Source organism: Xanthomonas boreopolis (genome assembly GCF_046529185.1).
GTDB lineage: Bacteria > Pseudomonadota > Gammaproteobacteria > Xanthomonadales > Xanthomonadaceae > Pseudomonas_S > Pseudomonas_S boreopolis.
This window is the reverse complement of record NZ_CP097162.1, coordinates 4,074,182-4,087,066: the sequence shown is the minus strand read 5'-3', so window position 1 is coordinate 4,087,066 and position 12,885 is coordinate 4,074,182. Positions and strand designations below refer to the sequence as shown.

Here is a 12,885-nt window from a genome sequence, read left to right as displayed (position 1 = left end):
CCGGTGCCGTCTCCCGCGGCTGCTCGTCCTATGCGCCGAGCGACTGGCCGCCGTCGACCGCCAGCACCTGGCCGGTGATCCAGCGCGCCTGCGGCGACAGCAGGAAGCGCGCGGCATCGGCCACGTCCTCGACCGCGCCGAAGCTGCCGAACGGGATGCTGGCGCGGATGCGCGCGTACAGCTCCGGCTCCTGCTCGCGGCGGCGGTCCCACAGCCCGCCGGGAAATTCGATCGAGCCGGGCGCGATCGCGTTGACCCGGATGCGTTCGCGCGCCAGCTCGGCCGCCAGCGTGACCGTGTAGTAGTTCAGCGCCGCCTTCGCGGTGGAATAGGCCGTCGCGCGCGGCGTGGGGCGCGAGCCGTTGATCGAGCTGATGTTGAGGATCGCCGCGGCATGGCCCCGGCGCAGGTGCGGCAGCGCCGCGCGGTTGACGCGCACCGCGGCCATCAGGTCCACCTCGAATCCGGCGCGCCAGCTCGCGTCGTCGCTGCCGTTGCCGTAGCCGGATGCGTTGTTCACCACCGCATCGATGCCGCCGAGCGCGTCGGCCGCCGCGGCGATCCAGGCCTGGACCTGGGCGTCGTCGGCGAGGTCGCAAGCATGCCAGTGCACCTGCCGGCCGTGGCGCAGCAGGCGCTCGCCGGCGGTGCCGAGCGCCTGGCGGTCGCGCGCGCAGATCGATACCGCCGCGCCGGCATCGGCGAGCGCATCGGCGATGGCGAACCCGATGCCGCGGCTGCCGCCGGCGACGAGCGCGCGCAGTCCGTGCAGGGAAGCTGGATTCATGCAGTACCTCGGTCCAGATAGCCAAATGCCATTATCGCCGCCGGCGCGATCCGCGCGCGGGCGGGCCTTGCCGCGGCAGGCTCATCGCCATGCGGCATAAGCTCATGATCGATCGCCAGCCGGGCATTAACCCGTGCTTTACACATCGCCTTGGGCATCGGGCGAAAACGTCCGCCGGTCCAACGACGGGGAATACGCATGACCACCCATGTCACGATCATCGGCGCAGGCTTCTGCGGCACCGCGCTGGTCCGCGAGCTGGCTCGCCAGGCGCAGGGCGCGCGCATCCGCGTCAGCCTGGTCGGCGTGGCCGATACCTTCGGCAGCGGCGTGGCCTACGGCGCCGCGCGGCCCGAGCACCTGCTCAACGTCCGCGCCAAGGACCTGGGCATCGATCCGGACGAGCCCGGCGGATTCTCCGATTTCCTGAAGCTGGGCGAGGGCGGGCGCCTGGAGTTCCTGCCGCGCCTGGCCTATGGCGACTACCTGCGCTCGCACCTGGAAACCGCGGTGGAGCAGGCGCCGTTCGAGGTCGAGCGCATCGGCGAGGAGGCCGTGGCGATCGAGCGGGCGCCGGGCGGCGGCTTCCGGATCTTCCTCGCCAGCGGCGAGGGCCTTCGCAGCGACGTGGTGGTGCTCGCGCTCGGCGCGCTGCCGCCGCAATCGCTGCCCGGCATCGGCCCGCGCCTCGGCGTGCATCCGCGCTACATCGGCTGGCCGTGGCAGGGGCCGGTGCTGGAGGCGATCGCGCCGGACGCGCGCATCCTCGTGGTCGGGGCGGGCCTGACCATGGTGGACGTGGCCGCGACGCTGGCGGCGCGCGGGCACCGCGGCACCATCACGGCGATCTCGCGGCGGGGACTGGCGCCGCAACCGCATACCGCGCTGCCGGCGCCGTCGCTGGAGCTGCCGCCGAACGTGCTGCGCGCGCTGCGCGAGCACGACCTGGCCGGCGTGCTGCGCGGGGTGCGCCAGCTGATGGCGGTGCTGGACGACTGGCGCCGCGTGATCGATGCGTTGCGCCCGTACCTGCAACCGTTCTGGCGCGGGCTGGGGCAGCCGGAACGGGCGCGTTTCCTGCGCCATCTGCGGCCGTACTGGGAGGTCGCGCGGCACCGCGTCGCGCCGGAAGCGTACGCGCGGCTGCAGATCCTGCAGAAGCTGGGCCGGCTGCAGATCCGCGCGGCGCGCCTGCTGCGCGCCCGGCTGGTCGAGGACGGGCTGGAAGCGGTGCTGCGCGAGCGCGGCCGCGAGCAGGCCGTGGCCGAGCGCTACGACGTGCTGATCCGCGCCACCGGCCTGGATACCGACGTCGATCGCACCAGCGATCCGCTGGTCTCGAGCCTGCGCGAGGGCGGGTTGGTGCGGCCCGATCCGCTCGGCCTCGGCTTGGAGGTGGACCCGTCGCTGCACGTGCTGGACGCCGCGGGCGCGCCGGTGAAAGGACTGTACTGCGTCGGCCCGCTGCTGCGCGGCGCGTTGTGGGAGATCACGGCGGTGCCGGAGTTGCGCGTCGCGGCGCGCGGCTTGGTCCGGCACCTGCTCGAGGATGCCGGCGGGGCGGCGAACCGGCGCGAAGTGCATGCGCCCGTGCGCGTGGTGGGCTGAGCCCAGGGCCTGCCGGCGCGAGGGGGTAGCCGGGGGCGCGTCGCGTCGACGGGCCCCGGGTCAATCCTCGCCGGCGGAGTCGCCGGGCGGATCGTCGCCCGGCTCGTAGACCAGCAGGTCGCCGGGCTGGCATTGCAGGTATTCGCAGATCTTCGAGAGCGTCTCGAAGCGGATGCCGCGCACGCGCCCGGACTTGAGCAGCGACAGGTTCGACTCGGTGATGCCCACGTGCTGGGCGAGCTCGCGCGAACGGACCTTGCGCAGCGCGAGCATCACGTCCAGGCGCACGACGATGGCCATGCCCGCGCGCCTCAGACGATCGAGCGCTGGTCTTCTTCGAGGCGCGAGGCCTCGGCGAAGAAGCGCGCCACCAGCCACAACACCGCCGCCACCAGCAACGCGAGCAGGTCGGCGGCATCGATGTCCAGCACCAGCCGGCCACCGTCGCGCGCATAGGCCGACCAGCCCTCCAGCAGCGCCGACAGCACCCCGTGCACCAGCACGGCGCACAACAGCAGCGCCGCGAAGCGGCCGAAGCGGCGCGCCGCCTGGGGCGGGAACACCTGGCCGGGCGCCACCTGGCCCAGCAGCACGGCCAACTGGTGGAGCGCGCCTGCCACCAGGCCGCCCTGCGCGATCGCCAGCGCGGTGGCCCAGCCCAGGCTCAGGTTGCCCGGATGGAGCGTCGCGCCACCCCAGCCGGCCCCGCCCTGCCAGGCTCCGATCACGCCGGACAGCGTCAGCAGCGGCGCCAGGACCACGCCCAGCCAGACCGCCCAGCGCAGCCGGCGCGCGGCCCGGATGAGCTGCATTGACTTTTTCGTATTTTGCATATTAATTTCTGTTTTACAGAAAGCAATTGTCTTGAATCAGGATACCCCTATATGTCCTCTCGTACCATCCGGCCGGTCCGTGCCGGCCTGTTCGCGATGCTGGTAGCGATGACCTGCGCCGCCTGGGCGATTCCGCCGGCGGACGCGGACGCACGAGCGCGCACCCTCCTGCAGCAGGCCGCGGACGGCGATGTGGCCGCGCTGGCCGCCTCCGCGCCCTCCCTGGAGCCGCGCTGGCAGTCCCTGGCGCAGGCCCGCTTGGCCGCCGCACGGTTGGACGAGCGCCATGCCATCGCCCTGGCCGAGGATTTCCTGCGCCGCGACGGCGAGGGATGCGACGCGGCGCTGGCGCAAGGCGTCATCGCCGATGCCGCATTCGCCGCCGGGTCGTACGCCCGTGCCGCCGAAGCCGGGCGCGCGCGCCTGGCCCTGCTGCGGCGCTGCGATGGCGGCGCGGCGCAGATCGAGGGGGCGAGTACGCTGGCCGGCCTGGCGGGCAGCCTCGCCGCGGCGCCTGCGCAGCGGGTGGTGGCGTTCGAGCCCGGCCAGGCGCGATTCGCGCGCGACAAGGTGGGCCTGCCGCGCGCCCAGGTCGCGATCAACGGCCATGCGCAGGAGGCCGTGCTCGATACCGGCGCCAACCTGTCGGTGGTGTCGGCCTCGACCGCGGCCCGGCTGGGATTGCGCGAACTCGGCCAGGCCCGCGTGGGGACGTCGAGCCGCAGCTCGATCGCGACCCGCGTGGCGGTGGCCGATCGCCTGGAACTGGCCGGGCTCGTGCTCGAGCACGTGGTCTTCCTGGTGCTGGAGGACGCACAGCTGGAGATGCCGGTCCCGGGCGGCTATCGCATCGACGCGATCGTCGGCTTCCCGGTGTTCCGCGCGATGCAGCGCGTGCGCTTCGGCCACGACGGCGTGCTGAGCGCGGGGGGCGAGCACGCCGGCCCCGTGGCCGGGAGCCCGCTGGCGCTGGCCGGCAGCGATCTGTTCGTGGAGGCGGGCGTCGGCGGCATCGCCGTGCCGCTGCACCTGGACAGTGGCGGCAACGGCTCGTCGTTGTCGGCGCGCTTCGCCGCGCTGCACCCGGAGCTGGTGCGGCCGCTGCCGCGCAGCCGCCAGCGGCTTGCCGGCGCCGGCGGTGCCACCGAGCAGGAAGTCGCGCAATGGAAGGACGTCGAGGTCGCCGTCGGCGGGCGCCGCCACCGCCTGGGCTCGCTGCCGGTCGCGCTGCGCGATTCCACCGACGTGCAGGCGCGCAGCCAGGGCGTGCTGGGCGGCGACATGCTCAACGCGTTCGACAGCTGGACGCTGGATTTCCGCAGCATGCGGTTCGAGCTGGGCGAGCCGTTGGCCGCGCCGGCGCGCTGAACCGCGCCCGCGATGAAAAAGGGCCCGGGCATCGCGCGATGCCCGGGCCCTGCCGACGAGGAATCGGCCGTTACTGTGCCAGCGCGAGATCGTCGATCAAGGCGCGCAGGAAGCGCGCCGCTTCGCCGCCGGTGCAGGCGCGATGATCGAAGGTCAGCGACAGCGGGATCACCTTGTGCGTCTCGATCCCGCCCATCACCGGCACCAGCTGGTGGCGGGCGCGGCCGGCCGCGACGATCGCCACGCAGGGCGGCACCACCACCGGCGTCGCATAGCGGCCGGCGAACATGCCGAAGTTGCTCAGCGAGATCGTGTAGCCGGTCAGCTCCGAGGCGGGGATGCTGCGGTTGCCGACCTGCTCGCGCAGGCGGTTGACGCCCTCGCGGATGCCGCGCGCGTCGAGCATGTCTGCATTGCGCAGCGCCGGCACGAACAGGCCGTCGTCGGTGTCCACGGCGATGCCGACGTCGACATGACCGTGCAGGGTACGGGTCAGGGTCTCGCCGTCGAACCAGGCATTGAGCGCCGGCACCGCCTGGCAGGCGGAGACGATCGCGCGCACCAGGCGCACGGTGACGTCGTTGCCCGGCAGCCAGGCGTGTACGTCGGCATCGTCGTTGAGCGTGGTCGGCACGACCTTGCTGTGCGCATCGGCCATCACTCGCGCCATGTTGCGGCGCACGCCCTTGAGCGGTTCGGGCTGGCCCTTGGCGGCCACGCCCGGCGGCTGGGTGCGCATCGGCTTGCCGGAGGCGGACAGGGGCGGGCGCTGCGCTTCCAAGCCCCTCTCCCCCCGGGAGAGGGGTTGGGGCGAGGGTTCGGTGGACACGGGGGCGATACGGGCAGCCGCACCCTCACCCCCGACCCCCGCTCCGCGCCCCGGCTCGCGCTCGTCGCGCGAGCGCTCCGACGCATGCGCGCCAGTGGCGCGCGAGCCATGCGCCGTCGCCCCGGAGGGCGAGGGGAGCAAGGCACCGCCATTTGCCGCCTGCTTCACGTCCGCCATCGTCACCGTGCCGTCGGCACCGCTGGCGCGCACGCGCGCCAGGTCGACGCCGAGCTTCCTGGCCATCGCGCGTACCGCCGGCATCGCCTTGATCCCGCCGACCGCGACCGCCTGTTCGGCATGCACCGCGTTGGAGCTCTGCATCGCGCCGACCACGGTGCCGGCGTCGGCCGCTTCCGTCTCGGCGCCGGTGCTTTCCCGGGAAGGCGCCGTCGGGGCTGAAGCCCCTCCCGCAGGGTCCTGGTGCGTGGCGGAGGCGCCGCCATGGTGGTGCCCGGTGTCCTGGCCCTCGGCGCGCTGCGGCAGGTTCGGGTCGATCTCGAACTGCGCCAGCATCGCGCCGGTGACGACCACGTCGCCGGCCGCGCCGGCCAGCTTGACGACCTTGCCGGAAACCGGCGAGGGCACTTCCACCACCGCCTTGGCGGTCTCCATCGACACCAGCGGCTCGTCGAGCCGGATCGTGTCGCCCTCCTTGACGAACCATTCGACGATGGTGGCGTCGGGCAGGCCTTCGCCGAGGTCGGGCAGGTTGAAATTCTTGGTCTCGCTCATGGTGTTTCGCATTCCAGCAGAGGTTCTTCGAGCAGTTCCAGGTCGGCTTCCGGCAGCCAGCCCAACGCGCCGTCGGCGCGTTCGGACCACCACCAGCCGCCGTGTTCGTGATGCAGCAGCACGGTGTCGCCACGGTCGGCGTCGAGCTCGCGCGCATCGTAGTCGCGCAACGCCTCGGCGCGGCCGTCGCCGAGCGGGCGCAGCCAGGCATGCGGCGCCCAGCCGGCGTTGCCGCCGTCCAGGCGCACCCAGGCGAACGCCGGCCATTCCTCGTCGCGCACGCCCACTTCGACCACCTGGCCGGCGTCGAAGCGGATCGGATTGGGATAGGACGTGCGGTAGTCGCAGAGCAGTCGGGCGCGCAGCATGTCGGAGCGTGCCACGCGCTATCCCGCGGCCACGGCCCGCCTCGCGGCGGCGGCGATGCGTTCCACGCTCGGCAGGTACTTCATCTCCAGCCGGAACAGGGGGATGTGGGTGTCGTAGCCGGTGACGCGCTCGACCGGGGCGAGCAGGTCGTACATCGACCGCTCGGCCAGGCGCGCGGCGATCTCGGCGCCGAAGCCGGCGGTGCGCGGGGCTTCCTGCACGATCACGCAGCGGCCGGTCTTGGCCACCGATTCGGCGATGGTGTCGAAGTCCAGCGGGCGCAGCGTGGCCACGTCGATCACCTCGGCGCTGATGCCTTCGCCGGCCAGCTTGTCGGCCGCTTCCAGCGCTTCCTTCACCTGCGCGCCCCAGGCCACCAGGGTCACGTCGGTGCCGTCGCGCAGCACGAAGCACACGTCCAGCGGCAGCGCCTCGCCGTCGTCGGCGACCACTTCCTTGTACTGGCGGTAGATGCGCTTGGGTTCGAAGTAGATCACCGGATCCGGGTCGCGGATCGCCGCCAGCAGCAGGCCGTAGGCGCGCTGCGGCGAGGACGGCATCACCACGCGCAGGCCCGGCACGTTGGTGAACAGCGCCTCGTTGGCCTCGCTGTGGTGCTCCGGCGCGCGGATGCCGCCGCCCCACGGCACGCGCAGCACCATCGGGCAATGCAGGCGCCCGCGGGTGCGGTTGCGCAGGCGCGCGGCGTGGTTGATCAGGTGGTCGAGCATCGGGTAGACGAAGCCGTCGAACTGCGATTCGGCCACCGGCTTCATGCCCTGCGCGGCCAGGCCGACGCTCAGGCCGGCGATGGTGGTCTCGTCGAGCGGGGTATCCAGCACGCGCTGCGCGCCGAAGCGCTGCTGCAAGCCGGCGGTGGCGCGGAACACGCCGCCGTTGACGCCGACGTCCTCGCCGAGCACCAGCACCGACGGGTCGTGTTCCAGTTCCCAGGCCAGCGCCTGGGTGATCGCTTCGATGAGGGTGATGGGGGTCGTGGTCATCTGGGTCTCTCCCCGCGCACCGGCGGCGCTGTCGAAAGTGCCTGCGTCGTGCGGGGCGTGGCTGTCGTTCGGACGCTGCTTCAGATCATCCATGGCGTTGCTCCAGTGCGAGGGCCGCGGCGCGCTGGGACAACAGCTCCGGCGGCGGATCGGCATACAGGTAGTCGAACATCGCCTCGACCGGCTGCACCGGCGTGGCGAGATAGGCATTGACCTCTTCGTCCACGCGCGCGGCGCAATCGGCCTTCCACGCGTCTTCCTGCGCCTGGTCCCAGGCGCCCTGGGCGACGAGGTAGTTGCGCAGGCGGTGCATCGGCTCGCGCGCCCAGGCCGCCTTGACCTCGGCGTCGTCGCGGTAGCGGCGCGCGTCGTCGGCGGTGGTATGGTCGGACAGGCGGTAGGTGAGGAACTCGATGACGGTGCCGCCTTCGCCGGCCAGCGCCCGCTCGCGCGCCTGCCGCATCGCTTCCAGCACCGCGATCATGTCGTTGCCGTCCACCTGCAGGCAGTGCAGGCCGCCGGCGATGCCCTTCTGCGCCAGCGTCTGCGCGCCGGTCTGCGCCGAACGCGGCACCGAGATGGCCCAGCCGTTGTTCACCACGCACAGGATCAGCGGCAGCTTGTAGGCGCCGGCGGAATTGAGCGCGGCGTAGAAATCGGTCTTGGAGCTGCCGCCGTCGCCGCATACCGCCACCGCGACCTGCGGCTTGTTCTGCAGCTTGAACGCCAGCGCGGCACCGGCCGCGTGCAGGCACTGGGTGGAGATCGGCACGCAGAACGGGAAGTCGATGCCGGCCGGGGTGTCGTGCGGGAAGTCGTTGCCGCGCTCGTCGCCACCCCAGTACAACAGCACGTCGCGCGGGCGCACGCCGCGTTCGAACAGCGCGCCGTATTCGCGGTAGCTCGGCGCGAACACGTCGCCGTCCTTCATCGACGCGCCGATGCCGACGTGCGAGGCCTCGTGGCCCAGGCAGGCGGCATAGGTGCCGAGCTTGCCGGTGCGCTGCAGGGCGATCGCCTTGCTGTCGAAGGTGCGCACGTACAGCATCCGCTTGAACAGCTCCACCAGCCGGCGCGGGTTGGCGGCATCGGCGGGGAGGTCGTCGCGGAGCGGCCTGCCGTCCGCGTCCAGGTACTGGAGAAACTCGATCTCGAACTGCGCGGCAACGGTCATTGCGTACGGCACCTTCATCAAGAAGTTTCAGATGATATGAAGTGCCATGTTAAGGAACTCGTAGCGGGAACCCGTCCTGCGCTGCAGCACGTTTTCATGCTGGCGTGCACCATGAATGGGCCGGTTTCGCGCGCGCGATCCCGGCGGCGCAGGCAGTTGCGCCGTGCTGCGCTGCGGCGTTCGGAGGCACGATACGCCATGCCCGGCACATTGGTGCTGGCGGGCAGGGCACGGGTCGCGAGAGGGCTCCAACCCGGCAGGGTGACCGGTAAGGCTCCGTCGGGACTGAAGTCCCAAAAATGCACTCCCATCGTGCACTCCCACCCTCGGATGGTCAGGTATCGAGCAGGGGAGTCTTGCAAAGAGCTGGCATGCGCCGCGGGCCTTCGCACCATCCCCTGCGGGCCGGACCAGCTGGCGATGCCCTTGTGGGAGGGACTCCAGTCCCGACGAGGCCGTGCCGGTGACGCCTCGTCGGGAACGAAGTCCCTCCCGCGGAATACGCCGTCGACAAGGCGCAGGGCAAACGCCCAAAGAAAAGGGGCGCGGCTCGCGCCGCGCCCCTTCGGACCCACGCCGCTCGCTCAGCGGCCGCGGCCGGGACGCTGGATCCGCGTGCTCCAGCTCGCCGCATCGTCGCTCGGGTCGGCATCGGCCGAGCGGGAATGCGCGCTCGCCCGGATCGTCACCACGCCGTCGGCCGGCGGCGGCACGATCGGCGTGACCAGGGCGAACGAGACGGAAGCGCCCACCGCCACGTCGCGCGCGGCCACGCACTGGAAGCGTGCCGAGCGCGGCCCGCCCTGCAGCTGCTTCTGGCAGGTCCAGCCGCGCGGCGCGGCCAGGCTCGACAGCAGCGACAGCGTGTCGCCTTCCACGTCCAGGCCGACGCCGCGCGCGGGCGCGGTGCCGCGATTGGCCACGGTGATCGCGTACTGCGCGCTGACCGCATTGATCGGCAGCGTGGCCGGGCCCTGGATCGCGACCGCGAGGTTGCCGGCCGGGCGCGCCTGCAGCGTGACCGTGGCCTGGTGCTCGTTGTCGTCCGGCTGCGGGTCCTGGGTCTGCGAGCGCAGCGAGGCGGCCAGGGTCAGCGCGCGGCCGGCCATCGTCGCCTCGCTCGGCACGCTGATGGCGAACGACTGCGCGGCGCCGCTGGCGAAGCGGGCGATGGTGCAGGTGACGCTGGTGTTGGCGCCTTCCGGCTGCGCGGCCTGGCAGCTCCAGCCCGGCGCGGCGGTCACGGCCGGCGCGACCTGCGCATCGATCGCGAACGCCACCGCCACCGTCTCGGCCGCCTCCGGCCCGCGGTTGGCGACATCCACGGTGAACAACACCGCGTCGCCGGCGTAGACCGGATCGTTGGCCGCGCTCACCGCCACGCCCAGGTCCGCGCGCTGCACCGGCTTGAGCCGGAGCAGGACCAGGGCCGGGTCGTGGTCGGACAGCCGGGTCGGCGCGGCGAAGTCGTTGCGCGCGGTCTCCGGGAAGTCGGCGTTGATGCGGGCATGGCCCAGCACCAGCGTGGCCACGTCCTGCGCGTTCATCAGCGCGTGGTTGGCGAGGATGTGGTCCAGCGACTGCACGTTGCCGTCGTAGGCGTAGGAGTAGCTGAGGTCGGGCGTGTCGAGCCAGGTCAGGTCGGTGTAGTCCGGCGTGACCAGGTCGGCGCCGTCGCCGGCCACCACGGTCTCCTCGTCCGGCGCGGGCTTGCCGGTGACGGTGCCCATCGCGTCGACGTAGCCGTCGTTGAACTCGAACGCGTTGAAGTCGCCCATCACCAGCACCTTCTCGCCCGGGTCGGCGAGCTGGCGGGCCTGCAGCAGGTTGGCCAGCCATTCCGCCTGCGCCTGGCGCTTGGCGCGCACGCGCTGGCCGGCCGCGTCGTTGGTCTCGGCGCCGTTGAGCGAGCGCTGGTGGACCACGATCGCGGTCAGCGGCAGCTGGCGGCCGTCGGCGAAGTGCACGACCGCTTCGAGCACCAGCGGCGGGCGGTCGTTGAGCAGGCTGACGGTGCCGCTCGGCTCGGTCCAGGTGACGTCCTTGCCCTGCTGGCTGACCGCCTTGACCTCCACGCGCGCCAGGCCGGCGGCGACTTCGGCCTGCTTGACCAGGAAGCCGACGTCGATGCCGCCGACGTCGTTGCCCTCGACCAGGTACGCCGCGTACTGCGGGTCGGGCTGGCCGGCGGCGACCGCGTCGGCGTTCACCTTGGCGGCGATCTGCTGCAGCACCGCCAGGTTCTCGACCTCGACCGTGCCGAGGATGTCCGGCAGGTGCAGGTAGTAGCGGATCGCCAGCGAGGCCTTGTTGAGGCGGCCCTGGTAGGCGGTGCTGCTGAGCACCGGCTCGCCGATCGCCGGGTCGTTCTGGTCGTCGAAGAAGCGCTCCATGTTGTAGGTGGCGACGCTGACGTCGTCGGCCGACGGTTGCGGCGCCGGGGTCGGACCGGCGCGGCTGCAATCGACCTGCGGGGCGCTTTCCGGCGCGATGGTGTAGCGGCGGTAGCTGTAGTCGAGCGGGCCGGTGACGCCGGTGACGATGCAACCGGAGGCCACGTCGATGCGCGCGCCGCCGAGCGAGGCGCTGGCGACCGCGATCACCTGCGGATTGGTGTTCCAGCGCGGCACGCCGGCCGGGGAACCGGCCGGCAGCGGATCGGGCATCTGCACGCCCGAGCCGCGCCAGGCGCGCGGCAGGCCGGTCACCACCGCATGGAACACGCCATTGCTGGTCGCGGTCGCGCTGGACTCGGTGACGCCGCCGCCGGTGGGCGCGTTGACGGTCAGGCTGGCGGCGGTGACGCGCATGCCTTCCAGGCGTTCGAGCTGGTCGTAGGCGCCATTCGGGTCCGGGAAGGTGGTGGTCAGCGCGACCGGCGCCGGCAGCGCGTTGCCGGTGGACTGCAGCACCACGGTCGGCGAGCCGCCGATCTCGGTCAGCGGCGGCTGCGCCGGATCGGCGCTGGGCACGTATTCCTGCACCGTGCCCTGCACGGTGACGCGGTTGCCGACCATCGCCGCATCCGGCGGCGCGCTGCCGGTGTAGACGTAGATGCCCTCGGAGGTCAGCGGATCGCCATCGGCCTCGGCGTCCGGCGCCTGCAGGAAGAAGCCGCTGCCGCGGCGCGCGGTGACGATGCCCGAGGTGGCCACCACCTGGTTCTCGTACGGCGAGCGGGCGCCGCTGCCCTGGATCGCGTGGATCGGAATGCGGTCGAAGTCGTCGTCGACGATCGTCGCGGTGGCGCGCGTGGTGCCCAGGCGGGCGCCGCTGGCGTCGCTGAAGTCGACGCGGAAGGTCTCGTTGCCCTCGACGAGGGTGTCGTCGACCAGCGCGATCGCCAGCGTGGCGCTGCTCTGGCCCTCCGGGATCGTCAGCGTGCCGGAGGCGGCCTGGTAGTCGCTGCCCGCGGTGGCGGTGCCGTCCGCGGTGGCATAGGCCACGCGGACGCCGCCGCTGCCCGCGGGCCGGCTCAGCACGGCCTGCAGCACCAGCGAGCCGGCGTTCTCGGCGGCCGAGGCATCGGCCACGGTCAGCACCGGCGTGCCGTCGCCATCGCACGGGTGCAGGCTGCTGGCGCTGTTGCGCGGCGTGGGTGCGCCGGTGGCGAAGTCGGCGCCGTTGTTGTCGCTGTCGGTGCAACCGCCGTTGCCGCGCAGCACCGCCAGGGTATTGCTCGGCGCCGGGGTGGGCGCGTTGCCTTCGGCGCAGCTGGCGGTGCCGCCGAAGCCGACCAGGTCGACGTTGCCGGTCGGGCAGGCGCCGCTCAGCGCGGTGGACGAGCGGCTCAGCGCGACCTTGCCCGCGGTGCCGCTCATCGCGATGGTGCCGGTCGCGTCCGGCGTGGGCAGGTCGACGCTGCCGCCGCTGCCGTCGGCCTGCTTGACCAGGTAGTAGGCGCCGGGCGCGAGGCTGCCCGACAAGCGGGTCACCTGCCAGCTGGTGCCGGCGGCCGAGGCGTACTGCACCGACCAGCCGGCCAGGTCGACCGCGCTGGTGCCGTTGTTGTGCAGCTCGATGAAGTCGCTCTTGTAGGTGGCCCCGCTGTTGCCGCCGCCGCCGTACACCTGGCTGATGACGACCTGGGCCTGGCCGCTGCCGGCGTACGCCAGCGCGCACGCGAGCGCCGCGGCTCGAAGCAGTCTGTGATGCATGTGGTTCCCCCAGGAATCCTCGAG

General features: G+C 72.4%; 11 protein-coding genes. 2 read left to right on the top strand and 9 right to left on the bottom strand.

Annotated elements, in window-relative coordinates:
• Nucleotides 1-28 precede the first annotated feature (28 nt).
• Together M3M27_RS18360 and M3M27_RS18355 are read right to left on the bottom strand one after the other, a co-directional pair.
• Nucleotides 29-787, bottom strand: coding sequence for an SDR family NAD(P)-dependent oxidoreductase (locus M3M27_RS18360; RefSeq protein WP_140727890.1), 759 nt, complete (start codon nucleotides 785-787; stop codon nucleotides 29-31).
• Nucleotides 784-1,008, bottom strand: coding sequence for a hypothetical protein (locus M3M27_RS18355; protein WP_434026537.1), 225 nt, complete (start codon nucleotides 1,006-1,008; stop codon nucleotides 784-786). The genes M3M27_RS18360 and M3M27_RS18355 overlap by 4 nt, the downstream gene beginning before the upstream one ends.
• Between M3M27_RS18355 and M3M27_RS18350 the strand changes: the two genes are divergently transcribed.
• Nucleotides 986-2,395: an FAD/NAD(P)-binding protein gene (locus M3M27_RS18350; RefSeq protein ID WP_140727886.1), complete on the top strand. Its 1,410-nt coding sequence runs from the start codon at nucleotides 986-988 to the stop codon at nucleotides 2,393-2,395. The two genes, M3M27_RS18355 and M3M27_RS18350, sit on opposite strands and share 23 nt — an antisense overlap.
• A 60-nt stretch (nucleotides 2,396-2,455) precedes the next feature.
• On the opposite strand, the gene M3M27_RS18345 is transcribed toward M3M27_RS18350, so the two are convergent.
• Nucleotides 2,456-2,695: a helix-turn-helix domain-containing protein gene (locus M3M27_RS18345; protein WP_140727883.1), complete on the bottom strand. Its 240-nt coding sequence runs from the start codon at nucleotides 2,693-2,695 to the stop codon at nucleotides 2,456-2,458.
• Nucleotides 2,696-2,706: 11 nt separating this feature from the next.
• Nucleotides 2,707-3,207 carry a hypothetical protein gene (locus tag M3M27_RS18340; RefSeq protein ID WP_434026536.1) on the bottom strand — a complete coding sequence of 167 codons (501 nt, stop codon included), beginning with the start codon at nucleotides 3,205-3,207 and terminating at the stop codon, nucleotides 2,707-2,709.
• Nucleotides 3,208-3,279: 72 nt separating this feature from the next.
• Between M3M27_RS18340 and M3M27_RS18335 the strand changes: the two genes are divergently transcribed.
• Nucleotides 3,280-4,596 carry an aspartyl protease family protein gene (locus M3M27_RS18335; RefSeq protein ID WP_434026535.1) on the top strand — a complete coding sequence of 439 codons (1,317 nt, stop codon included), beginning with the start codon at nucleotides 3,280-3,282 and terminating at the stop codon, nucleotides 4,594-4,596.
• A 70-nt stretch (nucleotides 4,597-4,666) separates the two neighbouring features.
• Here the strand turns inward: M3M27_RS18335 and M3M27_RS18330 are convergent, their stop codons facing one another.
• The 5 genes from M3M27_RS18330 to M3M27_RS18310 form a co-directional block, all read right to left on the bottom strand.
• Nucleotides 4,667-6,157 (bottom strand): dihydrolipoamide acetyltransferase family protein, encoded by a 1,491-nt coding sequence (locus M3M27_RS18330; protein WP_434026534.1) that lies wholly within the window; start codon nucleotides 6,155-6,157, stop codon nucleotides 4,667-4,669.
• Entirely contained in the window at nucleotides 6,154-6,522 is a 369-nt protein-coding gene (locus M3M27_RS18325) for an SH3 domain-containing protein (RefSeq protein ID WP_140727937.1), read from the bottom strand. The genes M3M27_RS18330 and M3M27_RS18325 overlap by 4 nt, the downstream gene beginning before the upstream one ends.
• Nucleotides 6,523-6,543: 21 nt before the next feature.
• A complete protein-coding gene (locus M3M27_RS18320) occupies nucleotides 6,544-7,623 on the bottom strand; it encodes an alpha-ketoacid dehydrogenase subunit beta (RefSeq protein ID WP_434026533.1) in 1,080 nt (359 codons plus the stop codon).
• Nucleotides 7,616-8,704 carry a pyruvate dehydrogenase (acetyl-transferring) E1 component subunit alpha gene (gene pdhA / locus M3M27_RS18315; protein ID WP_434028044.1) on the bottom strand — a complete coding sequence of 363 codons (1,089 nt, stop codon included), beginning with the start codon at nucleotides 8,702-8,704 and terminating at the stop codon, nucleotides 7,616-7,618. The genes M3M27_RS18320 and pdhA overlap by 8 nt, the downstream gene beginning before the upstream one ends.
• Before the next feature lie 584 nt (nucleotides 8,705-9,288).
• Complete coding sequence (locus M3M27_RS18310) at nucleotides 9,289-12,861, bottom strand: Calx-beta domain-containing protein (RefSeq protein WP_434026532.1); 3,573 nt, start codon at nucleotides 12,859-12,861, stop codon at nucleotides 9,289-9,291.
• Nucleotides 12,862-12,885: the final 24 nt, after the last annotated feature.

Bases quoted from the DNA above. Each gene is read 5' to 3' on its own strand.
- M3M27_RS18310 (WP_434026532.1), bottom strand. From the start codon at position 12,861: ATGCATCACAGACTGCTTCGAGCCGCGGCGCTCGCGTGCGCGCTGGCG.
- M3M27_RS18330 (WP_434026534.1), bottom strand. From the start codon at position 6,157: ATGAGCGAGACCAAGAATTTCAACCTGCCCGACCTCGGCGAAGGCCTG.
- M3M27_RS18340 (WP_434026536.1), bottom strand. From the start codon at position 3,207: ATGCAGCTCATCCGGGCCGCGCGCCGGCTGCGCTGGGCGGTCTGGCTG.
- M3M27_RS18335 (WP_434026535.1), top strand. From the start codon at position 3,280: ATGTCCTCTCGTACCATCCGGCCGGTCCGTGCCGGCCTGTTCGCGATG.
- M3M27_RS18350 (WP_140727886.1), top strand. From the start codon at position 986: ATGACCACCCATGTCACGATCATCGGCGCAGGCTTCTGCGGCACCGCG.
- M3M27_RS18320 (WP_434026533.1), bottom strand. From the start codon at position 7,623: ATGGATGATCTGAAGCAGCGTCCGAACGACAGCCACGCCCCGCACGAC.
- M3M27_RS18360 (WP_140727890.1), bottom strand. From the start codon at position 787: ATGAATCCAGCTTCCCTGCACGGACTGCGCGCGCTCGTCGCCGGCGGC.
- M3M27_RS18355 (WP_434026537.1), bottom strand. From the start codon at position 1,008: ATGATCGTGACATGGGTGGTCATGCGTATTCCCCGTCGTTGGACCGGC.
- pdhA (WP_434028044.1), bottom strand. From the start codon at position 8,704: ATGACCGTTGCCGCGCAGTTCGAGATCGAGTTTCTCCAGTACCTGGAC.
- M3M27_RS18345 (WP_140727883.1), bottom strand. From the start codon at position 2,695: ATGGCCATCGTCGTGCGCCTGGACGTGATGCTCGCGCTGCGCAAGGTC.